A 24380-nucleotide genomic window follows, 5' to 3' on the forward strand; every position below is an offset into this window, starting at 1 on the left:
GGGGAACGTGCGCGCAGTCGCGCATTCGTGGTGCAGCTGGCGGGTGGGTGCGAGCGGTCGGGCGGCGGGTGTGTTCTCTGGGTGCGGTGGTCAGTGGTGGAGGCGTGATTGGAGGGTGGCGATGGTGAGCCGTTGAGGCTGTCCCGTGATCGTCGTGGCGCCGGGGATGGTGCGCCAGGGGCCGTTGTTCTCCTGGTACTGGCCGCTGAGGGTGGTGTCGATGCGGGTGGTGACGGTGCCCTTGGTGGGGTAGGTGTGAGTGACGTTGCCGGTGGGGTAGGGCCCGCCCGCGTCGGTGGTGGGGCCGTAGGTGGCGGTGTCGCCGTAGTGGTAGGTGTAGGTGACGTCGGTGGGGCGCAGGGTGATGGTGTGTCCGAGCAGGGTGACGGTGGCCGTCTCACCGGGGGCGAGACCGTCGGGGCCGTAGGTCGCCTGGAAGTAGGTGGGCAGGCCCGTGAGCGTGGTGTTGCCGGCGGGTTGGATGGCGACGGTGGCCTTCGTGAAGGTCTGAGTCGTCCAGGCCTGGGTGGCTGCTTGCTCGGCGGTGTAGGTGGGCGCGGCCGGAGCTGCTGGCGCTGTGGCGGTTCCTGATGCGGGGGTGGTCATCGTGGGTGCAGGTGGCGCGGGGGTGTAGTTGACGCACGACAGCTTCGGGGTCTGCCCCTCGCCCGTCGCGCACGGCGTGTCAGCGGGGCGTGCGTGGACTGACGCGCTGTCCGCGTCGTAGTACGCGGCGATGTCGCCGGTGTTGGGTCCGTTCTCTGTGTGGGGCCGGCCAGGCTGGGTGCCGGGGTAGTTCGTGGTGTCGCGCGGAGGAGGCGGGGTCCACCCGACGCCGGGGCGGCCGGGGGTCGGTTTCGTCGGCACGCCGGGATTCGTCACGTGGATGATGACGCCGTCATCAATCACGCACGCTGTGGGATCCGGGCAGCGCGGATCAGCAGAGGCTGTGGTCGCGGAACCCAAGATGGCCGTGGCGGCGAGGCACGCGGCTAATAATGCTGAGCTTGTTGTTCGCTGGTGCTGCGCGCGGTCATCAGGACTTGTCAGCACCAGCAGCTCCGATCCTCCAGCCTCCGGCGGTCCAGTCGGCCCGGGCTGCGACGCCGAGGTTGTTCGGTGCGAACTGCTTTCGGGAGCCGTCGGCGCCCACCTTGAAGTTGCCACGGTCGGATTGCCGGAACGTCACCACGACGGAGTCTTCCACCGAGTCGGCACGCACGGCCCAATGGTCAAGGCGACGCTGATTGGTTTCGATGTGGGCACCTTCCCGCAGCAAGTCCGAGAGGCCAGTGATCTGGAGCTGGCACGTGGCACAGCTCGGCTGCGAAAGGTAACGCAACGCATCCGGCTGAGGCTTGGCGGCTAGCACATCGAGGGTTTCCCAGTAGAACTTCACGAAGGCCTTGGCGCCGTCTTTGGTGTGGGCCTTGGCGGCGTCGGGGATGACGACTGCGGCGGCGCCGGCCTTGGATGTCGTCCCGGGTGCGCTCGACGCGACCGAAGCACTCCGCGAGGTCGCGGGCGCAGACGAGGCGGCGCTGCGCAACGACGTAGAAGGGTCAGTCGAACTGGAACGCGGCGTGTTGCCGGCCGCGATGCGGCTCATGTCGGAGGGGGCGATGGTGCTCGTCGAGGCATCGGCCGTCGAGTCGTCGCCGCACCCACTCACCGCCGTCGTCACGGCCGCGGCCAGGGCGATCACGGCGACCCCACGTGGCGCGAGATGGCGCCCGGCAAGTCCACGACGTGCGGTCGCGCCATCGTCGGGTAGAGCAGCTGCGGGGGTGGGTGCGTCGGGCATGCTTGGTCCTTCGGTCGGCGGTGAGGCAGCGCCCGGTGCGTCACCGGTCACTTCTCGAGTCTCACCAGCGCGGCGCGTGTCGCACCCGATCGCGACGGTAAGTTTTTCGTCAGGTTTCCGCGGCCTGTGCACCAGTGCCCACCGGCGTCGATCGCACCGATTTGGCCGCTCGCCGCCCGCCCGGTACATTGGGAGAACCAATGACCGCCGGTTGTTGCACTCTGCCTCAGGGTGGATGTGACCGAAGGCCTCACGTCTGTGAGCGTCCGGCGCAGGTGAGCTTCAGTCGATGATCGTGCTGTTCGTCAGCATGTTTTCAGAGCCTCAGCGCGCCTGCGCCGAGGCTCTTTTTTCGTGTCGCCCGAGCGACTGGCACTCACCACCGAAGGAGGCGCGCATGGCTACCGCCGCTAAGGATGCAGCCATTGCCGAGCTTGCGGACAACTTCCGCAACTCGGATGCTGCCGTGCTGACGGAGTACCGCGGTCTCACCGTGGCGCAGATCACCGATCTGCGTAACTCCATTCGTGAGCACGCCACCTACGCCGTGGTGAAGAACACGCTGACCGCCCGTGCGGCTGCCGAAGCCGGCGTGACGGCTTTCGACGGCCAGCTCCAGGGCCCGTCCGCTATCGCCTTCGTCACCGGTGACCCGGTGGAGACGGCGAAGAAGCTGCGTGACTTCGCCAAGGCCAACCCTCTCCTCGTCATCAAGGGCGGCGTCCTTGATGGCAAGGCCATGTCGGCCGAGGAGATCAACAAGCTCGCGGACCTCGAGTCCCGCGAGACCCTGCTCGCCAAGCTGGCCGGGGGCCTCCAGGCCTCGCTCAGCCAGGCTGTCTACCTCTTCGCGGCCCCGCTGTCGCAGGCTGCTCGCACCGTCGACGCCCTGCGTGCGAAGGTCGAGACCGAGGGACCGGCCACCGACGCAGCCCCGGCTGTCGAAGCGGCCACCGCAGACGTCGCCGAGGGTGGCGACGAGGCCTGATCCGGTCCTGACCGGCATCAGCGCAAACCCACCACAACGCCACTCACGGCACGGATCCCACGACCACATCGGTCCGGGTCCGACAGAACAGAAAGGACGCCCATCATGGCGAAGCTCTCCAACGACGAGCTCCTCGAGGCTTTCAAGGAAATGACGCTCATCGAGCTCTCCGAGTTCGTGACGCTCTTCGAAGACACCTTCAACGTCACCGCTGCTGCCCCGGTTGCTGCCGCGGCTGCTCCGGCTGCAGGCGGCGGCGACGCCGGCGCTGCCGAGGAGAAGTCCGAGTTCGACGTCATCCTGGCCTCGGCCGGTGACAAGAAGATCCAGGTCATCAAGGAGGTGCGCGCCCTCACGTCCCTCGGTCTCAAGGAGGCCAAGGACCTCGTCGACGGCGCCCCGAAGCCGGTTCTCGAAGGTGTCGCCAAGGACGCTGCCGACAAGGCCAAGGAAGCCCTCGAAGGCGCCGGCGCCACCGTCGAGGTCAAGTGATCTCTGCCCGGGCACTGCCTGGGCACTGATCGCGAGACATCGCGTCGAAGCGGGTCGCACCATCACGGTGCGGCCCGCTTTCGCATGCCCGCAGACCTGGGCGTCGCGCCGGAGGAACCCTGCCGAGGCCGGTGCCGCCGATGACGCGCGCGATATTCGGGTGCGGTTGTCGGTGTTCACCCGTAGCCTGTGACGTGCCATGACGACACCACCCGCGCCGCACGCCTCGCCATCCCGCCAGATCGGATGGCGACGCATCGCCGTCCCCAGTACGTGGGTCGCAGTCATCCTCGCGGCCGTCACAGCGTTGGCGACGACGGCGGCGTCCGTCATCGCGGGTCGGCTGGCCGAGCACACGAGCGCTCGCCTCGTGACGCTGCTGGCCGTCACCGTCCTCGGTGGGGCGCTCGTCGACACCGCGGGGCGCTTCCTGTGGGCGGGCATGGTCGATCGTGCCGCCGGGCAGCTGCGTCGCGACCTCGTCGACGCGGTGCTCGCGCAACCGCTCGAGGCCCTGTCGGAGCAGGCGGGCGGTGAGATCCTCGACCGTGTCGACGACGACACCCACGAGATCTCGAACCTGCTGCGACAGCAGATCTGGATGGTGCTGCGGATGACGCTCGCCATGGTGCCGATGTGGATCGTCGCGGGTATCACGTGGTGGCCGGCCTGGGTGCTCTTCCCGCTCTTCGCGGCGCTGACGTGGGTGCTCATGCGTTCCTTGCTCGCCCCGATCGCGGCGGGCAAGGTGCTCGAGGAGGCCGCCTGGACGGAGCACGCCGCCATCTTCGAGGAGGGCGTCGCGGGCCGCGACGACATCCGCACGAGCCTCGGCCAGCCGTTCGTGGTCGCGCGCCTCGCCAAGCTGTCGGCGCGCGTGCACGAGCGGTTCCTGGCCGTCGTGCGCCTCGAGGTCAAGCTGCTGCTGCGCACCGGCCTGTCGCTGCACCTGCTGCTCGTCCTCGTCGTGCTCGCCGGTGTCGCGCTCGCCTCGCGCACGTCGATGTCGGTCGGTGATCTCGTCACGATGTTCCTCGTCACGAGCACGTTCGTCGGCATGCTGGCACGGGTCGCCGAGCAGTTCCCGGACATGCAGGCGGGCCTCGGCGCCATCGTGCGCCTGCGCGCCCTCCTGGCCGTTCCGGCCGAACCCGAGGGCGGACGAGCGCTGCCGGAGGGCCCGCTGGATCTCGACGTACGTCACCTCGACTTCAGCTACGGCACCGGCACGTTCGCGCTGCAGGACGTCGACCTGCACGTGCCGGCCGGGTCGACTCTCGCCCTGGTGGGACGCACCGGATCCGGCAAGTCGACGTTGGCCTCCCTCGTCTCGCGCGCCGTCGAGCCGCCGCCCGGTTCGCTCTTCCTCGGCGGCGTCGACGTGCGCGACCTCGACCTGGAGGCGCTGCGCGGGGGCGTCGGTGTCGTCACGCAGCGCACCGAGATCCTCGCCGGCACGCTGGCGGAGAACATCACCGTCTTCGAGCCGCTGCCGCGCGCTCAGATCGAGGACGTCGTCGAGACGCTCGGTCTCGGCCCGTGGGTCTCGACCCTGCCCGACGGCCTCGACACGGTGCTCGGCCCGGGTGGCGTGAGCCTGTCGGCCGGCGAGGAACAGCTGCTGGCGTTCGCCCGTCTGCTCGCACGCGACGTGCGCGTCATCGTGCTCGACGAGGCGACCGCCCGCATGGATCCGGTGACGGAGGCCCGCGTCGTCGCGGCCTCTGCACGGTTGCTCGAGGGGCGCACCGGCATCCTCATCGCGCATCGTCTCGGCACCATCGAGCGGGCCGACTTCATCGGCGTCATGGAGCGCGGGCGCCTCGTGCAGTTCGGTCGCCGTGACGAACTGCTCGAGACACCCGGTTACTTCCGCGACCTCACCGAAGCCGCCGGCGCGTCCGCCGTCCCCGCCCCGGACCACGAGGCCCCGCACGTCGCGCACGCGCGACGCACGGGCGCGGCGCCCGTCACGCGCGACATCCCCGAGGGTTCGTCCCTCGCACGCGCGATCATCAACGCGCTGAAGGTGCGGCCCGAGTGGGGCGTCGTGGCCATCTTCGCGTTCCTCGCGTTCTCCATCTTCGGTGCCATCGGCAGCGTCACGGGCTGGGCTTGGGGTCACACCGTGCAGGCCCTGGCGGACGGCACCCCCGCATGGGGTTGGGCCGCAGCGGTCGCGGTGTGCGTGATGCTCGGCCCGGTCTCGCTCGCGGTGGCCGTCATCCGTTACCCGCGGTGGTGGATCGAGATCTCCCTGCGGGTGCGCATGCGCGTGCTCATCGGACAGACGGGGCAGCACCGGCTGCCGCGCACGCCTCCCGGCGAGGTCGTCGCGCGCGCGATGGATTCGGATCGCTTCGTCCGCTATGCCGACCGGTGGATCGACTTCACCAACGGTTTCGTCATCGTCGTTCTCACCGCTGTGCTCGGTGGCACCTGGCTCGCGGGTCTCGTCCTGCTCGTCATCATGGTCGGCTCGGCGCTGGCCTCCGCCCTCGGACGGCGCGTGGCGGGCCGCTCCGCCGCGCGGGCGTCGGCGTCCCGTGCCCAGTTCGGTCGCGCCCTCGTCTCCTCGCTCGAAGCAGCGCGCACCATCAAGCTCGCGGGTCGCACCGGGCGCATCCGCGAACACCTCGCCGCCGTCGACCGCACGCGCGTCGAGGCCGCGGTGCGCGAGCACCGAGTCGCCGCCGTGCTCGACGGCGTCCCGACGCTCATGGTGCAGGCAGGCATCGTGGCAGCCTGGGCGGGGGCGCTGTACGGCACCTGGGGCCTTGCGACGGCGCTGCTCGTCGTCAACGCGGCGTCCAACTTCGACTGGTTCGGCCGGGTCGCCGGGTCGGTCGTCACCGAGGCGCCCGGAACGCGGGCCTGGCTCAGGGCGACGAGCGAACTCGCCGGCGGGGCCGATCTCGTCGACCTCCCGGCTGGCCTCGACCTGCCCTCCGGTGCGGCACCTCAGGTACCTGAGACGCCGAGGGAGCCCTTGCGCGAACTGGCGTTGCGCGACCTCGCCGCCCTGCACGATGACGGGACGGTCGGCGTCGAAGGCGTGGATCTCACCGTCGGGCAGGGCGAGCTCGTGCTGCTCCTGGGCGCCGTGGGCTCCGGCAAGTCGAGCCTGCTGGCGGCACTCGCGGGGCTCGTGCACCACACCGGCTCGCTCACGTGGAACGGACGAGAGGTGAGCGAGCCAGAGCTCTTCCTCCGCCCCGGCCAGGTCGCCTACGTCGCCCAGACGCCCCGAGTGCTCTCCGGCTCCTTCGCCGAGAACGTGCTCCTCGGTCACGAGCGCGAGTTCGACACTTCCGTCGACGCTGCGCGTCTCACCCCCGACATCGACAACGCGGGCGGCCGGGACAGTCTCGTCGGCCACCGCGGGGTGCGCCTGTCCGGTGGGCAGGTTCAGCGGCTGGCGCTCGCGCGAGCCCTGTCGACGGAGGCCGAACTGCTCCTGGCCGACGACGTCTCGAGCGCGCTCGACGCGCGCACCGAGCTCGAGCTGTGGGACGCGTTGCGTGCGCGTGGCAGCGCCGTCGTCGGGGCGACGTCGAAGCGTTCGGCTCTCGCCCGGGCCGACCGCGTCGTCGTCCTGGAGGCGGGCAGGGTTGCGGACGCCGGCCCGTGGCGTGAGCTCGAGACGCGCTGGTCGCACCTGGCGGGGTGACGGGCGACCGGCGCGTCGCTGCTTGACTGTGCGCCCGCCCTGCGTCATTCTCGTGGGGTCAAGACGGCGCCGGGGGAGGCGCCGGATCATAGCGGTCGATGCGGTCCACCCGGGCTCGTCAGGATGGGCGCGCGGTGCGACAGACTCGGGTTCCGAGTTCGTCGGCTTGCATCCTTCTTCTCTGGGTACTATCCTGCTATTTTGCGCTGCCCTGTCTGCGCCTGCCCCCGACACCCGATCCGGATTCCGCGTCAAGACGCCACCACGAAGAGCTGCCCGCTCTGCTTGGTCGCGACATCATGACGCCGGCCGTCCGAGGAGCGTCGAGGGGGGAGGACCCGTACGGCAGGTGGCGCGCACTGCCGATCTATAAGGCCTCTGGAAGGGACCCTCCTTGGCTGCCTCGCGCACCGCGACCCAGACTCTGTCCTCGGCGAAGACTGCCTCCGGCCGTCTCACCTTCGCCAAAATTCGTGAGCCCCTCGAAATCCCGGATCTGCTCGCGCTGCAGACCGAGAGCTTCGACTGGCTTCTCGGCAACGAGAAGTGGCAGGCCCGCGTGGCCGCCGCCAAGTCGGAGGGCCGTGTCGACGTGCCCGAGCGCTCCGGTCTGGAGGAGATCTTCGAGGAGATCTCGCCGATCGAAGACTTCTCCGGCTCGATGTCGCTGAGCTTCCGCGACCACCGATTCGAGGACGTCAAGTACTCCATCGAGGAGTGCAAGGAGCGCGACATGACGTACGCGGCTCCGCTGTTCGTCACGGCTGAGTTCATGAACGCCGAGACGGGCGAGATCAAGAGCCAGACGGTCTTCATGGGCGACTTCCCGCTCATGACGGACCGCGGCACGTTCGTCATCAACGGCACCGAGCGCGTCGTCGTCTCGCAGCTCGTCCGTTCGCCGGGCGTCTACTTCGAGCGCTCCATCGACAAGACCTCTGACAAGGAGATCTACACGGCGAAGGTCATCCCCAGCCGTGGTGCGTGGCTCGAGTTCGAGATCGACAAGCGCGACATGGTCGGTGTCCGCGTCGACCGCAAGCGCAAGCAGTCCGTGACGGTGCTGCTCAAGGCGCTGGGCTGGACCGAGGCTCAGATCCTCGAGGAGTTCGGCCAGTACGAGTCGATGCGCGCCACCCTGGAGAAGGACCACACGGCCGACCAGGACGCCGCGCTGCTCGAGATCTACCGCAAGCTGCGCCCGGGCGAACCGCCGACGCGTGAGGCTGCCCAGCAGCTGCTCGACAACCTGTACTTCAATGGCAAGCGCTACGATCTCGCGAAGGTCGGCCGCTACAAGGTCAACAAGAAGCTGGGCGTCGACGGCGGGCTCGAAGACTCGACGCTCGGCATCGACGACATCGTCGCCACCATCAAGTACATCGTCGCGCTGCACGCCGGCGAGGAGACGATGAAGGGCACGCGTCACGGCGAAGAGATCGACGTCCGCGTCGAGATCGACGACATCGACCACTTCGGCAACCGCCGCCTGCGCAACGTCGGTGAGCTCATCCAGAACCAGGTTCGCACGGGCCTGTCCCGCATGGAGCGCGTGGTTCGTGAGCGCATGACGACGCAGGACGTCGAGGCCATCACGCCGCAGACCCTGATCAACATCCGCCCCGTGGTGGCGTCGATCAAGGAGTTCTTCGGAACGTCGCAGCTGTCGCAGTTCATGGACCAGAACAACCCGCTCGCCGGTCTGACGCACAAGCGTCGTCTGTCAGCGCTGGGCCCCGGTGGTCTGTCGCGGGACCGCGCAGGCATGGAGGTCCGTGACGTCCACCCGTCGCACTACGGCCGCATGTGCCCGATCGAGACGCCGGAAGGCCCGAACATCGGTCTCATCGGTTCGCTCGCGTCGTTCGGTCGCATCAACCCGTTCGGTTTCGTCGAGACGCCGTACCGCAAGGTCGTCGACGGCCAGGTCACCGACGACGTCGACTACTTGTCGGCGGACGAGGAGGACACGTTCGTCATCGCGCAGGCCAACGCGCCGCTGACGCCGGACAACCACTTCGCCGAGGACCGCGTCATGGCGCGCACCAAGGGCGGAGAGGCGAGCGACGTCGCGATCGAGGACGTCGACTACATGGACGTCTCGGCGCGTCAGATGGTGTCGGCCGCGACCGCACTCATCCCGTTCCTCGAGCACGACGACGCCAACCGCGCCCTCATGGGTGCCAACATGCAGCGTCAGGCGGTGCCGCTCGTTCGTTCGGAGGCTCCGCTCGTCGGTACCGGCATCGAGTACCGTGCGGCACTCGACTCGGGTGACGTCGTGCGAGCCACCAAGGCGGGTGTCGTGCAGGAGGTCTCCGCCGACCTCGTCACGGTCGCCAACGACGACGCGACGTACTCGACGTACCGCATCGCGAAGTTCACGCGCTCGAACCAGGGCACCTGCTACAACCAACGTGTCGTGGTCAACGAGGGTGAGCGCCTCGATGAGGGCGCCGTCATCGCTGACGGCCCCGCTACCGACGGCGGCGAGATGTCGCTCGGCAAGAACCTGCTCGTGGCGTTCATGCCGTGGGAGGGCTACAACTACGAGGACGCGATCATCCTGTCGCAGCGCCTCGTGCAGGACGACACGCTCTCCTCGATCCACATCGAGGAGCACGAGATCGACGCCCGCGACACGAAGCTGGGCCCGGAGGAGATCACGCGGGACATCCCGAACGTCTCCGACGAGGTGCTGGCCGACCTCGACGAGCGCGGCATCATCCGCGTCGGCGCCGAGGTTCGTGACGGCGACCTGCTCGTCGGCAAGGTCACGCCCAAGGGTGAGACCGAGCTGACGCCGGAGGAGCGCCTGCTGCGCGCCATCTTCGGTGAGAAGGCCCGTGAGGTTCGCGACACGTCGATGAAGGTTCCGCACGGTGAGACCGGCACGGTCATCGGCGTCAAGGTCTTCGACCGTGACGAGGGCGACGAGTTGCCCCCGGGCGTCAACCAGCTCGTGCGTGTCTACGTGGCGAACAAGCGCAAGATCACCGACGGTGACAAGCTCGCCGGCCGTCACGGCAACAAGGGCGTCATCTCGAAGATCCTGCCGGTCGAGGACATGCCGTTCCTCGAGGACGGCACGCCGGTCGACGTCGTGCTCAACCCGCTCGGTGTTCCCTCGCGAATGAACCCCGGTCAGGTGCTCGAGCTGCACATGGGCTGGGCCGCCTCGCGTGGTTGGAAGATCGAGGGTGACCCGGAGTGGGCGGCCAAGATCCCGGCCGATGCACGTGAGACGGGCCCGAACACCCGTATTGCGACGCCCGTGTTCGACGGTGCGCGCGAGACGGAGATCCGTGGCCTGCTCGAGTCGACGAACACGACGCGCGACGGCGTGCGCCTCATCGGCGACTCCGGCAAGGCGCAGCTGTTCGACGGCCGCTCGGGTGAGCCGTTCCCGGAGCCGGTCTCCGTCGGGTACATGTACATCCTGAAGCTGCACCACCTCGTCGACGAGAAGATCCACGCGCGTTCGACGGGTCCGTACTCGATGATCACGCAGCAGCCGCTCGGTGGTAAGGCGCAGTTCGGTGGTCAGCGCTTCGGTGAGATGGAGGTGTGGGCCCTCGAGGCCTACGGCGCCGCATACGCCCTGCAGGAGTTGCTGACGATCAAGTCGGACGACGTGACGGGCCGCGTCAAGGTGTACGAGGCCATCGTCAAGGGCGAGAACATCCCCGAGCCGGGCATCCCGGAGTCGTTCAAGGTCCTCATCAAGGAGATGCAGTCGCTCTGCCTCAACGTCGAGGTCCTGAGCAGTGACGGCACCGCCATCGACCTGCGCGACTCGGAGCAGGAAGTGTTCCGGGCCGCGGAGGAGCTGGGCATCGACCTGTCGCGCCGCGAGCCGAGCAGCGTCGAGGAAGTCTGATCACGGCGCCCGACACGCGGTGGGTCGATCGAGATGATCGCCCGGCCCACCGCGTGTCGGATCAGCCGGCGCAGACGTAGGTCCGCGGCTCGAACGAGCCGACCGGACAACCACAACAGCAACGATCAGACTTTTCAGATTTAGGCGAGAGAAGGAATCAGCAACGTGCTGGACGTCAACTTCTTCGACGAGCTTCGCATCGGCCTCGCGACCGCGGACGACATCCGCGAGTGGTCGCACGGCGAGGTCAAGAAGCCCGAAACCATCAACTACCGCACCCTCAAGCCCGAGAAGGACGGACTCTTCTGCGAGAAGATCTTCGGCCCGACGCGCGACTGGGAGTGCTACTGCGGCAAGTACAAGCGCGTCCGTTTCAAGGGCATCATCTGTGAGCGCTGCGGCGTCGAGGTCACGCGTTCCGCGGTTCGTCGCGAGCGCATGGGCCACATCGAGCTCGCCGCGCCGGTCACGCACATCTGGTACTTCAAGGGTGTCCCGAGCCGTCTGGGCTACCTGCTGGACCTCGCGCCGAAGGACCTCGAGAAGGTCATCTACTTCGCGGCCTACATGATCACCTCGGTCGACGAGGAGCAGCGTCACGCCGACCTGCCGTCGCTCGAGAACCAGATCGAGGTCGAGAAGAAGGAACTCGAGAACCGTCGCGACGCGGACATCAACACGCGTTCGACGAAGCTCGAGGCCGACCTCGCCGAGCTCGAGAAGGAGGGCGCCAAGGCTGACGCCCGCCGCAAGGTCCGCGAGTCGGCCGAGCGCGAGATGACGCAGATCCGCAAGCGCGCGGATCAGCAGATCGAGCGCCTCGAGCAGGTCTGGGATCGTTTCAAGAACCTCAAGGTCCAGGACCTCGAGGGCGACGAGATCCTCTACCGCGAGATGCGTGACCGTTTCGGTCTGTACTTCGAGGGCGGCATGGGCGCTGCGGCGCTGCAGAAGCGTCTCGAGAACTTCGACCTCGACGCCGAGGCGGAGCTGCTGCGCGAGATCATCGCGACGGGCAAGGGCCAGAAGAAGACGCGTGCGCTCAAGCGTCTGCGCGTCGTCACGGCCTTCCAGCAGACCGAGAACAAGCCGGCCGGCATGGTTCTCGACTGCGTCCCGGTCATCCCGCCGGACCTGCGCCCGATGGTGCAGCTCGACGGTGGCCGTTTCGCGACGTCCGACCTCAACGACCTGTACCGCCGTGTGATCAACCGCAACAACCGACTCAAGCGTCTGCTCGACCTCGGTGCGCCGGAGATCATCGTCAACAACGAGAAGCGCATGCTTCAGGAGGCCGTCGACGCGCTGTTCGACAACGGCCGTCGTGGCCGACCGGTGACCGGTCCGGGCAACCGGCCGCTCAAGTCGCTGTCCGACATGCTCAAGGGCAAGCAGGGTCGTTTCCGTCAGAACCTGCTCGGCAAGCGAGTCGACTACTCGGGTCGTTCGGTCATCGTCGTCGGTCCGACGCTCAAGCTGCACCAGTGCGGTCTGCCCAAGCAGATGGCGCTCGAGCTGTTCAAGCCGTTCGTCATGAAGCGCCTCGTCGACCTCGAGCACGCGCAGAACATCAAGTCGGCGAAGCGCATGGTCGAGCGTGCCCGCCCGGTCGTGTGGGACGTCCTCGAAGAGGTCATCCGTGAGCACCCCGTGCTGCTCAACCGCGCGCCGACGCTGCACCGTCTGGGCATCCAGGCGTTCGAGCCGCAGCTCGTCGAGGGCAAGGCCGTCCAGATCCACCCGCTTGTCTGCTCGGCGTTCAACGCCGACTTCGACGGTGACCAGATGGCCGTCCACGTGCCGCTCAGCTCCGAGGCGCAGGCCGAGGCCCGCATCCTCATGCTCTCGAGCAACAACATCCTCAAGCCCGCCGACGGTCGTCCCGTGACGATGCCGACGCAGGACATGATCATCGGTCTGTTCCACCTCACCTCCGAGGTGCTCGACGCCGACGAGATGAAGGACGAGGACATCCGCGCGTTCTCGACCGTCGCCGAGGCCCGCATGGCCTTCGACGCGGGCGAGATCAAGATCGGCACGCCGATCTCGGTGCGTCTTCGCGACTTCGTCCCGACGGCCGGCACGGTGCTGCCCGACGGCGTCGAGGCGGACGAGAACGGCTTCGTCTCCGAGCTGCGGATCCGTACGACCCTGGGTCGCGCGATCTTCAACGGCACGCTGCCGGAGGACTACGAGTACATCAACAAGCCCGTCGACAAGAAGGTCCTCTCGGCCATCGTCAACGACCTTGCGGAGCGTTACTCGAAGGTCCAGGTCGCGGCGTCGCTCGATGCGCTGAAGGAGACCGGTTTCCACTGGGCCACGCGCTCGGGCACGACCGTCGCCATCTCGGACGTCGTCATGCCCTCGAACAAGGACGAGATCCTCGAGAGCTACGACGCCAAGGCCGCGAAGGTGCAGCTGCAGTTCGACCGTGGTCTGATCACGGACGACGAGCGCCGTCAGGAGCTCATCGAGATCTGGACGCAGGCGGCGAACGAGGTCTCCAAGCAGATGGAGAACAACTTCCCGAAGGACAACCCGATCTACCGCATGGTCAACTCGGGTGCCCGTGGTAACTGGTTCCAGCTGCGCCAGCTCGCGGGTATGCGAGGCCTCATGGCCAACCCGAAGGGCGAGATCATCCCGCGTCCGATCAAGGCCAACTTCCGTGAGGGCCTGTCGGTGCTGGAGTTCTTCATCTCGACCCACGGTGCACGAAAGGGTCTGGCCGACACCGCTCTGCGTACGGCCGACTCGGGTTACCTGACGCGTCGTCTCGTCGACGTCTCGCAGGACGTCATCATCCGCGAGGAGGACTGCGGCACGAAGCGCGGTCTCGTCCTGCCGATCGCGCAGCGCAACTCTGACGGCCAGCTGGTCGAGCACGAGGACGTCGAGAGCTCGGTCTACGCCCGCAACGTGGCGCAGACGGTCGAGATCGACGGCGAGACGTTCCTGCAGGCCGGCGACGACCTCGGTGACGTCGCGCTCAGCAAGCTGATCGACGCCGGCATCGAAGAGGTCAAGGTCCGCTCGGTCCTCACCTGTGAGTCGCGCGTCGGGACGTGTGCGAAGTGCTACGGCCGTTCGCTCGCGACCGGCAAGCTCGTCGACATCGGCGAGGCTGTCGGCATCATCGCGGCGCAGTCGATCGGTGAGCCGGGCACGCAGCTGACGATGCGTACCTTCCACACCGGCGGTGCCGCGGGTGACGACATCACGCAGGGTCTGCCCCGAGTCGTCGAGCTCTTCGAGGCTCGCACGCCGAAGGGTGTCGCCCCGATCGCGGAGGCATCCGGAAAGATCGAGATCGAGGAGACCGACAAGGCTCGTCGCATCAACCTCATCCCGGACGACGGCTCGGAGCCGCACGCCTACCCGGTGAGCAAGCGTGCGCGCCTGCTCGTCGAGGACGGCCAGCGCGTCGAGGTCGGCACGCTGCTCGTGCAGGGTGCGATCGACCCGAAGCAGGTGCTGCGCATCCTCGGCCCGCGTGAGGTGCAGAAGCACCTCGTCGACGAGGTCCAGGGCGTGTACCGCCAGCAGGGTGTGTCGATCCACGACAAGCACATCGAGGTCATCGTGCGTCAGATGCTGCGCCGCGTGACGATCATCGAGGCGGGTGACACCGACCTGCTCCCGGGTGAGCTGGCCGACCGCGCGCGCTTCGAGGACGCCTCGCGCAAGGCGATCGCCGAGGGCGGACGTCCGGCGTCGGGTCGTAGCGAGCTCATGGGCATCACGAAGGCTTCGCTAGCCACCGAGTCGTGGCTGTCGGCGGCATCGTTCCAGGAAACGACGCGCGTCCTCACCGAGGCCGCCATGAACGTGAAGAGCGACCCGCTGCTCGGCCTCAAGGAGAACGTCATCCTCGGAAAGCTCATCCCGGCGGGTACCGGCCTCAGCCGTTACCGCAACGTCAAGGTGGAGCCGACGGAGGAGGCGAAGGCCGCGATGTACGCGCTGCCGGACTACCAGCCGTACGACTACCCGGTCTTTGGCCCGGGCTCGGGCGAGGCCGTCCGACTGGACGACGCGACGCTCGGCTTCGACAGCTGATCGACGCAGATCCACGCCGCGAGGGGCATCTCCTGCACAGGCAGGGGGTGCCCCTCGCGGTCTCCTCAGGTTCGTCGGCGTGTCGCGTTGCGGTCGGAACGTGCATGCTCCCGCGATTTGGCCGGGGCCCGGGAGAGTCGGTAAACTACTCGGGTGCATGGCAGGAGTCTGTCCGGACTCCACTCATGATCACACCCTCGCCGGGCAGTCGCCGCGATGGGTCGGGCACGGCGTCTCGAACGTCGTGCATGCGCCCCGCGACGAAAGTGCAGGGGAGGGGTCGCGCCTGTTGCGCCCTTCGGCGCACGATCCGCGACGAGACCAAGGAGCCTGCGATTCATCCTGCAGGCAGAACAGATACGACACGTTCGGAGAACTAGGTTGCCTACGATCAACCAGCTCGTCCGCAAGGGTCGCCAGGACAAGGCCACGAAGGCCTCGACTCCGGCTCTCAAGGGCAGCCCCCAGCGACGCGGTGTGTGCACCCGCGTCTACACCACGACCCCGAAGAAGCCGAACTCGGCTCTGCGCAAGGTCGCCCGTGTGAAGCTCACCTCTGGCATCGAGGTCACGGCTTACATCCCGGGCGTCGGCCACAACCTGCAGGAGCACTCGATCGTGCTCGTGCGTGGTGGCCGTGTGAAGGACCTTCCCGGTGTGCGCTACAAGATCATCCGCGGCGCGCTCGACACCCAGGGTGTCAAGGGCCGCAACCAGGCTCGTAGCCGCTACGGCGCCAAGAAGGAGAAGAAGTAATGCCTCGTAAGGGTCCTGCTCCTAAGCGCCCCCTCGTCGTCGACCCGGTCTACGGTTCGCCGCTCGTCACGCAGCTCGTCAACAAGATCCTGCTCGACGGCAAGAAGTCCATCGCCGAGCGCATCGTGTACGACGCCCTCGAAGGTTGCCGTGAGAAGACGGGTACCGACCCGGTCGTGACGCTGAAGCGCGCTCTCGACAACATCAAGCCGGCCCTCGAGGTCAAGTCCCGCCGCGTCGGTGGTGCGACCTACCAGGTGCCGATCGAGGTCAAGCCGGGCCGCGCGACGACGCTGTCGCTGCGCTGGCTCGTCGGCTACTCGCGTCAGCGTCGCGAGAAGACGATGACCGAGCGTCTGATGAACGAGATCCTGGACGCCAGCAACGGTCTGGGTGCCGCGGTCAAGCGCCGCGAGGATACGCACAAGATGGCCGAGTCGAACAAGGCCTTCGCGCACTACCGCTGGTGATCGCGGTTGGGTCGGCGGCCCGTCCTCTCCGTAGGATGGGTTCGGGCCGCCGTCCCGGCTCGCTCCAGCTACTCACACTGAACTTCGAACGAGAAGAGACACCGTGGCACAGGACGTGCTGACTGACCTCAAGAAGGTCCGCAACATCGGCATCATGGCGCACATCGACGCCGGCAAGACGACGGTGACCGAGCGGATCCTGTTCTACACCGGCGTCAACCACAAGATCGGTGAGACGCACGACGGTGCGTCGACGACCGACTGGATGGAGCAGGAGAAGGAGCGTGGCATCACGATCACGTCCGCTGCTGTGACGTCGTTCTGGAACGGCACCCAGATCAACATCATCGACACGCCGGGCCACGTCGACTTCACCGTCGAGGTCGAGCGTTCCCTGCGCGTGCTCGACGGCGCCGTCGCCGTCTTCGACGGCAAGGAGGGCGTCGAGCCCCAGTCCGAGACGGTCTGGCGTCAGGCGGACAAGTACGACGTTCCGCGCATGTGCTTCGTCAACAAGATGGACAAGATGGGCGCGGACTTCTACTTCACCGTGCAGACCATCAAGGACCGTCTGGGCGCCGAGCCCCTCGTCCTCCAGCTCCCCATCGGTGCGGAGAACGACTTCATCGGTGTCGTCGACCTCGTCGAGATGCGGGCGCTCGTGTGGCCCGGTGACGCCAAGGGTGACGTCACCATGGGCGCCAAGTACGAGATCCAGGAGATCCCGGCCGACCTGCAGGCCAAGGCCGATGAGTACCGCAACGCGCTCGTCGAGCGCGTCGCCGAGTCGGACGACGACCTCATGGAGAAGTACCTCGGTGGCGAGGAGCTCACGACGGCTGAGCTCAAGGCCGGCATCCGCAAGCTCACGGTCAACTCCGAGCTGTACCCGGTCATGTGTGGTTCGGCCTTCAAGAACCGCGGTGTCCAGCCGATGCTCGACGCCGTCGTCGACTACCTGCCGAGCCCGCTCGACGTCCCCCCGATGATCGGCCACAAGCCGGGCGACGAGGAGACCGAGATCACGCGCAAGCCGGCTCTCGACGAGCCGTTCTCGGCTCTGGCGTTCAAGGTCGCCGCGCACCCGTTCTTCGGTTCGCTGACCTTCATCCGCGTCTACTCGGGCAAGATCTCCGCCGGCTCGGCCGTCGTCAACTCGACGAAGGGCAAGAAGGAGCGCGTCGGCAAGCTCTTCCAGATGCACGCCAACAAGGAGAACCCGGTCGAGGAAGCACAGGCCGGTCACATCTACGCGGCGATCGGTCTCAAGGAGACCACCACCGGTGACACGCTGTCCGACGTGAACGAGCAGATCGTTCTCGAGTCGATGACGTTCCCGGAGCCCGTCATCTCCGTGGCCATCGAGCCCAAGACGAAGGGTGACCAGGAGAAGCTCTCCACGGCCATCCAGAAGCTGGCTCAGGAAGACCCGACCTTCCAGGTCGAGCTCGACGAGGAGACCGGTCAGACCATCATCCGAGGCATGGGCGAGCTCCACCTCGACATCCTGGTCGACCGCATGAAGCGCGAGTTCAAGGTCGAGGCAAACGTCGGTGCGCCGCAGGTCGCCTACCGCGAGACGATCCGCAAGGCCGTCCCGAAGTACGACTACACGCACAAGAAGCAGACCGGTGGTTCGGGCCAGTTCGCGAAGGTCCAGATCACCTTCGAGCCCCTGGACACGGCCGAGGGCGAGCTCTACGAGTTCGAGAACGCCGTCGTCGGTGGTCGCGTGCCGCGCGAGTACATCCCGTCAGTCGACAACGGCATCCAGGATGCGATGCAGCAGGGTGTCCTCGCGGGCTACCCGCTGGTCGGCATCAAGGCGATCCTCGTCGACGGTGCCTACCACGACGTCGACTCCTCGGAGATGGCGTTCAAGATTGCCGGTTCCATGGCGCTCAAGGAGGCCGTCCGCAAGGCCGACCCCGTGCTCCTCGAGCCGATGATGGCTGTCGAGGTCCGTACGCCCGAGGAGTACATGGGTGACGTGATCGGTGACATCAACTCCCGCCGTGGCCAGATCCAGGCCATGGAGGACGTCAGTGGCGCCAAGGTCGTTCGCGGCCTGGTTCCGTTGTCGGAGATGTTCGGGTACGTTGGCGACCTCCGTTCCAAGACGCAGGGTCGTGCCAACTACACGATGCAGTTCGACTCGTACAGCGAGGTTCCCCGGAGCGTCGCGGACGAGATCATCAAGAAGATCCGGGGCGAGTGAACGGGTTCATCCCCGTCGATTGACCCGTACACCACCTGTAACCAACAGACGCGTCCCGGCGCCTTCACCCGAAGGCGACACAGCGTTTGACCAACACAAGTCCTGAGGAGGACCCAAGTGGCGAAGGCAAAGTTCGAGCGGAACAAGCCGCACGTCAACATCGGCACCATTGGTCACATCGACCACGGCAAGACGACGCTGACGGCAGCAATCTCCAAGGTTCTGCACGACAAGTACCCCGAGCTCAACCCCTTCACGCCGTTCGACGAGATCGACAAGGCGCCCGAGGAGAAGCAGCGCGGCATCACCATCTCGATCGCGCACATCGAGTACCAGACGGAGCAGCGTCACTACGCTCACGTCGACTGCCCCGGTCACGCTGACTACGTGAAGAACATGATCACGGGTGCGGCGCAGATGGACGGCGCCATCCTCGTCGTCGCCGCGACCGACGGTCCGATGCCGCAGACGAAGGAGCACGTCCTCCTGGCTCGCCAGGTCGGCGTTCCCTACATCGTCGTCGCGCTGAACAAGGCTGACATGGTCGACGACGAAGAGATCATGGAGCTCGTCGAGATGGAGGTCCGCGAACTGCTGTCCTCCTACGACTTCCCGGGTGACGACCTGCCCGTCGTCCAGGTCTCGGCGCTCAAGGCGCTCGAGGGCGACGCCGAGTGGGGCGACAAGCTCATGAACCTCATGAACGCTGTCGACGAGTCGATCCCGGAGCCGGAGCGCGACATCGACAAGCCTTTCCTCATGCCCGTCGAGGACGTCTTCACGATCACCGGTCGTGGCACCGTCGTCACCGGTCGCATCGAGCGCGGTGTCCTGAACGTCAACGAGGACGTCGAGATCGTCGGTATCCACGAGGGTCCGGCTGCCAAGACGACCGTCACGGGCATCGAGATGTTCCGCAAGCTGCTCGACGAGGGTCGCGCGGGTGAGAACGTCGGTCTGCTCCTTCGCGGCATCAAGCGCGAGGACGTCGAGCGTGGCCAGGTCGTCGTGAAGCCGGGTTCGATCACCCCGCACACGGACTTCGAGGCTCAGGTCTACATCCTGTCGAAGGACGAAGGTGGCCGTCACACGCCGTTCTACGACAACTACCGTCCGCAGTTCTACTTCCGTACGACGGACGTCACGGGTGTCGTGCACCTGCCCGAGGGCACCGAGATGGTCATGCCCGGCGACAACACCGACATGACGGTGGAGCTCATCCAGCCCATCGCCATGGAGGAAGGCCTCAAGTTCGCCATCCGTGAGGGTGGTCGTACGGTCGGCGCCGGTCGCGTCACCAAGATCATCAAGTGATCTCGCTCCCGTGAGGGAGTGACATCATCGAAGAAGGGCCCGAGCACCGTGAGGTGCTCGGGCCCTCCTGCGTTCCCGATGGTGCGCTGCGACGGGTGTCAAGCACCACTGCCGCTCTGGCCGACGAAGCACTGCGTGGGGTGCCAGTGGCTTGGGGCGGCGCCGAGATCGAGGGTGAAGGTACCGCTCTTCGCGCCACCGTCGTCGGCCATGCCGTTGCCGACGACGACACGTCCGCTCGCGCGCTCGTAGCACACCGCGCTGAAGCCATAGACCTGCGACTCGGGGCCGGCCGCATATTTGCCGGTGATGCGGGGTCGAAAACCTTCGTACCCGTCCGGAATGACCTTGACATCGGAAACCGCGATGTCGTCTGCGTGCGGGTTGGGCTCCACCTTGGTGATGCGCATGCGCACCTTGACGCTGCCGGCGGGCGCCTTGCTCAGGCCGTTGTCGACCTTGGTCATCTGGCGGCCCTTGCCCACGTTGATGGAGCTCTCAGCCGTCGCGAGCACCTTGTTGTCGCCGTCCAGCATCTCGTACTGGATCGTGGCGACGCCGGGGCCGGTGCCATCGATCTTCCAGACGCTGTACAGCTTCGCGTACTGGGAACTCGGTTCGGATTTGTATCCGCCCGCCATGACGACGCTCGCGTTCGTCATCACGGAGCCCGCGGGCGGCGTCACCTTCTCGGGTGCCTTGGGACGGGCGCCGGTGGGGCCGGCGGCCGCAGCGTCACTGCCGGCGGAGGCGGACGGCGGTGCCGAAGAGGGTGAAGTCTCGGCGGCACTCGACGACGACGATGTGGGGGAGGACTCCGTTGCCGTGGACGCAGACGACGTCGGGGACGAGGCCGAGCCCTTGGTGGTCGCGGCCTGCTCGTCCTGACATGCCGTGAGGGACAGCGCGGCGGCGAACGTCAGGGCCGCTGCTGCCATGCGGGGGGTCTTCATCGTGCTCTCCTCTGCCTCGGGTCCGTTCGTGGTCTCGAACGCGTTCATGGCTGTGACGGCACCGGCGACCGAGCGGTTCCGTGGCCCTCATGAGCGGGCCGTTCGACGAAGCCCGCGATGTGGACCACCAGAGCGCGCCGGCCCCGTGGGGGACGCGCCCGCCGTGAAAGGATGGTGACAAGACCGACCGCAGCACCTAGGAGACATCGTGTCACTCGCCGACCTCACCCGCGCCGAGCGTGATGAGCTGTTGAAGCGCGTCCAGGCCGACTACGAACAGTTACGTGCGCGCGGGCTGAGTCTCGATCTCACGCGCGGCAAGCCGTCGTCAGCGCAGCTCGACCTGTCGAACGCGCTACTGTCGTTGCCCGAGGGGACGAAGGACGAGTCAGGGGTCGACGTCCGCAACTACGGGGGGTTGCCCGGTCTCGTGGAGATCCGAAGCATCTTCGCCGACCTGCTCGGGGTCGACGTCGATCAGATCGTTGCGGGCAACAACTCGAGCCTGACGATGATGCACGACGTTCTCGTCTATCACCTGCTGCGAGGCGGCCTCGGCTCGCCGCGCCCGTGGTCACAGGAGGGAAGCGTCAAGTTCCTCGCACCCGTGCCCGGGTACGACCGCCACTTCGGGCTGCTCGAGAGCCTCGGCATCGAGATGATCAACGTGCCGATGCGTGAGGACGGGCCCGACGCGGACGAGTGCGCCCACCTCGTCGCGCACGACCCGAGCATCAAGGGCATGTGGATCGTGCCGACATACGCCAACCCCACCGGCGCGATCTGCTCGCAGGAGGTCGCGGCGAAGCTGGCGGCGATGCCGGCCGCCGCGCCTGATTTCCGCATTTTTTGGGACAACGCGTACGCCGTGCACCATCTCAGCATGAACGAGGCGAAGTCGGCCGACATCGTGAGCCTGGCCCAGGCGTCGGGCCATCCCGATCGCCCGATCATGTTCGCCTCCACGTCGAAGATCACCTTCGCCGGTGCCGGCGTCGCGTTCCTGGCCGGCTCGCGCGAGACGGTCGGCTGGTACTTGGCGAACCTCGGGCACGGCTCCATCGGCCCGGACAAGGTGAACCAGTTGGCCCACGCGCAGTTCTTCGGCGACGCAGAGGGGGTGCGCGAGCACATGCGCAAGCACGCCGCCATCATGGCGCCCAAGTTCGCTGCCGTCGACGCAGCCCTCAGCGAGCGGCTGGGTGAGTACGGGGTCGCACGCTGGAACAAGCCGGAGGGCGGCTACTTCGTCAACCTCGACGTCGTGCCCGGCACCGCGAGCCGCGTCGTCGAACTCGCCAAGGAGGCGGGCATCGCCCTGACACCGGCAGGCGCCTCGTTCCCGTACGGCAAGGACCCGTTGGACGAGAACATCCGGCTCGCGCCCAGCCTGCCGCCCCTGGCCGAGGTCGAGGAGGCCATGGCGGGCGTGGCCCTGTGCGTCCTCATCGCGGCGCTCGAGCACGCGCGGGATTGAGACGCCGCGACCGCCGCACTATGCCCTCGCCATCAGCGCCCCCGACGCCCCGATTTGGAGGCGGCGGGGGCGATCTGGCACTATGGACAAGTTGCTTGACGCGTGGTGAAGGTCCGTACCTGCACTGCCGCCTCTGAAACGCACTTGTTCGCACTTCCCTCACGAAGTGCACACGTTCTCATGGAACGGCGTGCGTCCAGGGAAGCGCAAGCACCGGCTGAAAAGCCTCCAGATCTTCCTGCCGGAAGATCGCGCCCGGAGGGCGCGCGACACGCCCGAGCGCGTGGGTGGGGGAGCCGGACACGAACATGATCGGCGAGAAGAGAGACTCACGCGAATGGCGGGACAGAAGATCCGCATCCGACTGAAGTCGTATGACCACGAGGTCATCGACAGCTCGGCGCGCAAGATTGTCGACACGGTGACCCGTGCAGGCGCAACGGTCGTTGGACCGGTGCCGCTGCCGACGGAGAAGAACGTCTTCTGCGTCATCCGGTCGCCGCACAAGTACAAGGACAGCCGCGAGCACTTCGAGATGCGTACGCACAAGCGCCTCATCGACATCGTTGACCCGACGCCGAAGGCGGTGGACTCGCTCATGCGACTCGACCTCCCGGCCGACGTCAACATCGAGATCAAGCTGTAAGCGAGGGTTTGACTCATGACTGCAACCACTGAGCGCCCCGTGAAGGGCCTCCTCGGCGAGAAGCTCGGCATGACCCAGGTCTGGGACGCCGACAACCGCCTCATCCCCGTCACCGTCGTCGCCGTCGGCCCGTGCGTCGTCACGCAGCTGCGCAGCGAAGGCGTCGACGGCTACAACGCGGTTCAGATCGGCTACGGCCAGATCGACCCGCGCAAGGTCACGAAGCCGCTGACCGGCCACTTCGAGAAGGCCGGCGTCACGCCGCGCCGCCACCTGGCCGAACTGCGCACCTCCGACGCCGGCGAGTACTCGCTCGGCCAGGAGCTGACGGCAGAGGCTTTCGAGGCCGGCCAGAAGGTCGACGTCGTCGGCCGCACCAAGGGCAAGGGTTTCGCCGGTGTCATGAAGCGTCACGGCTTCGCCGGTGTCTCGGCCTCGCACGGTGCGCACCGCAACCACCGCAAGCCGGGTTCGATCGGTGGCTGCGCCACCCCGGGTCGAGTCTTCAAGGGCATGCGCATGGCCGGTCGCATGGGTGGCGTTCGCCAGACGACCCAGAACCTCCAGATCCACGCCGTGGACGCTGAGAAGGGCCTGCTGCTCATCAAGGGTGCCGTTCCCGGCCCCGCGGGCGCTGTCGTTCTCGTGCGCACGGCCATCAAGGGAGCCTGAGCATGACTACCGTTGACATCCTGAGCCCCGAGGGCAAGACGTCCGGTTCTGTCGAACTGCCGGCCGACATCTTCGATGTCGCCACCAACGTCCCGCTGATCCACCAGGTCGTGGTGGCGCAGCTGGCCGCAGCTCGTCAGGGCACGCACAAGACCAAGACCCGCGGCGAGGTCCGTGGTGGTGGGCGCAAGCCGTACCGCCAGAAGGGCACCGGTCGCGCCCGTCAGGGTTCGACCCGCGCGCCGCAGTTCGCCGGCGGTGGCACCGTCCACGGCCCGCAGCCGCGCGACTACAGCCAGCGCACGCCCAAGAAGATGAAGGCCGCCGCCCTGCGCGGAGCCCTCTCGGACCGCGCCCGTTTCGAGCGCATCCACGTTCTCGAGTCCGTCGTCGCCGGTGAGGCGCCGTCGACGAAGGCTGCCGCGAAGTTCCTCGGCACGCTCTCGGACCGCAAGAACCTCCTCGTCGTCATCGACCGCATGGACTCGGTCTCCGAGCTCAGCGTTCGCAACCTGCCGAACGTCCACGTGCTCTGGAGCGACCAGCTCAACACGTACGACGTGCTGTGCGCCGACGACATCGCGTTCACGAAGGCTGCGTTCGACGCATTCGTCGCCGGCGGCCAGAAGTCGGAGGACACCAAGTGAGCACCCTGAACAAGGACCCCCGCGACGTCATCATCCAGCCCGTCGTCTCGGAGAAGTCCTACGCACTCCTCGACGAGGGCAAGTACACGTTCATCGTGGACCCGCGTGCGAACAAGACGGAGATCAAGATCGCCATCGAGCAGATCTTCGACGTCAAGGTCGCATCGGTGCACACGCTGAACCGCAAGGGCAAGACGCGCCGTACACGTTTCGGCATGGGCAAGCGCAAGGACACCAAGCGCGCCATCGTCTCGCTCACGGAAGGCAACATCGACATCTTCGGTCAGGCCTCCTGACCCTCGATGACGATCGCCGAATCAATCCAAGACTG

17 protein-coding genes are annotated in these 24380 nt (G+C 67.0%); 14 read left to right on the forward strand and 3 right to left on the reverse strand.

The genetic code is table 11. The annotated features are described in order from the left end of the window. Positions 1–90: 90 nt before the first annotated feature. Both EDC82_RS03410 and EDC82_RS03415 read right to left on the reverse strand, forming a co-directional pair. On the reverse strand, positions 91–909 hold the full coding sequence (locus tag EDC82_RS03410) for a hypothetical protein (protein WP_160126181.1): 819 nt from the start codon (positions 907–909) through the stop codon (positions 91–93). A gap of 127 nt (positions 910–1036) precedes the next feature. Continuing rightward, entirely contained in the window at positions 1037–1804 is a 768-nt protein-coding gene (locus EDC82_RS03415; RefSeq protein ID WP_131940623.1) for a DUF6318 family protein, read from the reverse strand. A 397-nt stretch (positions 1805–2201) separates the two neighbouring features. Here EDC82_RS03415 and rplJ point away from each other — a divergent pair, with 397 nt between their 5' ends. From rplJ to tuf, 9 genes are all read left to right on the forward strand, one after another. Beyond that, entirely contained in the window at positions 2202–2792 is a 591-nt protein-coding gene (gene rplJ, locus EDC82_RS03420) for a 50S ribosomal protein L10 (protein WP_131940625.1), read from the forward strand. Between the two features lie 105 nt (positions 2793–2897). Next, positions 2898–3284 carry a 50S ribosomal protein L7/L12 gene (gene rplL / locus EDC82_RS03425; protein WP_006946083.1) on the forward strand — a complete coding sequence of 129 codons (387 nt, stop codon included), beginning with the start codon at positions 2898–2900 and terminating at the stop codon, positions 3282–3284. Between the two features lie 199 nt (positions 3285–3483). Further along, positions 3484–6954 (forward strand): ABC transporter ATP-binding protein, encoded by a 3471-nt coding sequence (locus EDC82_RS03430; RefSeq protein ID WP_131940627.1) that lies wholly within the window; start codon positions 3484–3486, stop codon positions 6952–6954. Positions 6955–7348: 394 nt separating this feature from the next. Then, positions 7349–10834, forward strand: a complete 3486-nt coding sequence (rpoB, locus tag EDC82_RS03435) for a DNA-directed RNA polymerase subunit beta (RefSeq protein ID WP_062258611.1) — start codon at positions 7349–7351, stop codon at positions 10832–10834. Between the two features lie 165 nt (positions 10835–10999). Further along, a complete protein-coding gene (locus EDC82_RS03440; RefSeq protein WP_062258613.1) occupies positions 11000–14896 on the forward strand; it encodes a DNA-directed RNA polymerase subunit beta' in 3897 nt (1298 codons plus the stop codon). Positions 14897–15277: 381 nt separating this feature from the next. Then, on the forward strand, positions 15278–15652 hold the full coding sequence (gene rpsL, locus EDC82_RS03445) for a 30S ribosomal protein S12 (protein ID WP_006946105.1): 375 nt from the start codon (positions 15278–15280) through the stop codon (positions 15650–15652). After that, positions 15652–16122, forward strand: a complete 471-nt coding sequence (gene rpsG, locus EDC82_RS03450) for a 30S ribosomal protein S7 (protein WP_006946238.1) — start codon at positions 15652–15654, stop codon at positions 16120–16122. The genes rpsL and rpsG overlap by 1 nt, the downstream gene beginning before the upstream one ends. 103 nt (positions 16123–16225) lie before the next feature. Next, the gene (fusA, locus tag EDC82_RS03455) at positions 16226–18340 is read left to right on the forward strand and encodes an elongation factor G (RefSeq protein ID WP_006946174.1); all 2115 of its coding nucleotides are present in this window, start codon (positions 16226–16228) and stop codon (positions 18338–18340) included. A 117-nt stretch (positions 18341–18457) separates the two neighbouring features. Continuing rightward, the gene (tuf, locus tag EDC82_RS03460) at positions 18458–19654 is read left to right on the forward strand and encodes an elongation factor Tu (RefSeq protein WP_006946303.1); all 1197 of its coding nucleotides are present in this window, start codon (positions 18458–18460) and stop codon (positions 19652–19654) included. 98 nt (positions 19655–19752) lie between these two features. Here tuf and EDC82_RS03465 read toward each other — a convergent pair whose 3' ends face one another. Further along, a complete protein-coding gene (locus tag EDC82_RS03465) occupies positions 19753–20607 on the reverse strand; it encodes a hypothetical protein (RefSeq protein WP_131940629.1) in 855 nt (284 codons plus the stop codon). Positions 20608–20815: 208 nt separating this feature from the next. On the opposite strand from EDC82_RS03465, the gene EDC82_RS03470 reads away from it, so the two are divergent. The 5 genes from EDC82_RS03470 to rplW all read left to right on the forward strand — a co-directional run bounded on the left by EDC82_RS03470 (position 20816) and on the right by rplW (position 24345). Continuing rightward, entirely contained in the window at positions 20816–22084 is a 1269-nt protein-coding gene (locus tag EDC82_RS03470; protein ID WP_062258617.1) for an aminotransferase, read from the forward strand. Between the two features lie 337 nt (positions 22085–22421). Continuing rightward, entirely contained in the window at positions 22422–22730 is a 309-nt protein-coding gene (gene rpsJ, locus EDC82_RS03475) for a 30S ribosomal protein S10 (RefSeq protein ID WP_006946210.1), read from the forward strand. A 15-nt stretch (positions 22731–22745) separates the two neighbouring features. Further along, positions 22746–23402 carry a 50S ribosomal protein L3 gene (gene rplC / locus EDC82_RS03480; protein ID WP_038567101.1) on the forward strand — a complete coding sequence of 219 codons (657 nt, stop codon included), beginning with the start codon at positions 22746–22748 and terminating at the stop codon, positions 23400–23402. Between the two features lie 2 nt (positions 23403–23404). Further along, positions 23405–24049: a 50S ribosomal protein L4 gene (gene rplD / locus EDC82_RS03485; protein ID WP_006946139.1), complete on the forward strand. Its 645-nt coding sequence runs from the start codon at positions 23405–23407 to the stop codon at positions 24047–24049. Further along, positions 24046–24345, forward strand: a complete 300-nt coding sequence (rplW, locus tag EDC82_RS03490; protein WP_006946188.1) for a 50S ribosomal protein L23 — start codon at positions 24046–24048, stop codon at positions 24343–24345. Before rplD ends, rplW begins: the two co-directional genes overlap by 4 nt. The last annotated feature ends 35 nt before the right edge of the window (positions 24346–24380 follow it).

It is taken from the genome of Dermacoccus sp. SAI-028, from assembly GCF_004346775.1.
Classification (GTDB): Bacteria; Actinomycetota; Actinomycetes; order Actinomycetales; family Dermatophilaceae; genus Dermacoccus; species Dermacoccus nishinomiyaensis.

Excerpts from the sequence above, each read along its gene's own strand:
- rplJ (WP_131940625.1), top strand. The coding sequence starts at position 2,202 with ATGGCTACCGCCGCTAAGGATGCAGCCATTGCCGAGCTTGCGGACAAC.
- rplD (WP_006946139.1), top strand. The coding sequence starts at position 23,405 with ATGACTACCGTTGACATCCTGAGCCCCGAGGGCAAGACGTCCGGTTCT.
- rpsG (WP_006946238.1), top strand. The coding sequence starts at position 15,652 with ATGCCTCGTAAGGGTCCTGCTCCTAAGCGCCCCCTCGTCGTCGACCCG.
- rplC (WP_038567101.1), top strand. The coding sequence starts at position 22,746 with ATGACTGCAACCACTGAGCGCCCCGTGAAGGGCCTCCTCGGCGAGAAG.
- EDC82_RS03415 (WP_131940623.1), bottom strand. The coding sequence starts at position 1,804 with ATGCCCGACGCACCCACCCCCGCAGCTGCTCTACCCGACGATGGCGCG.
- EDC82_RS03465 (WP_131940629.1), bottom strand. The coding sequence starts at position 20,607 with ATGAAGACCCCCCGCATGGCAGCAGCGGCCCTGACGTTCGCCGCCGCG.
- rpsJ (WP_006946210.1), top strand. The coding sequence starts at position 22,422 with ATGGCGGGACAGAAGATCCGCATCCGACTGAAGTCGTATGACCACGAG.
- EDC82_RS03430 (WP_131940627.1), top strand. The coding sequence starts at position 3,484 with ATGACGACACCACCCGCGCCGCACGCCTCGCCATCCCGCCAGATCGGA.
- rplL (WP_006946083.1), top strand. The coding sequence starts at position 2,898 with ATGGCGAAGCTCTCCAACGACGAGCTCCTCGAGGCTTTCAAGGAAATG.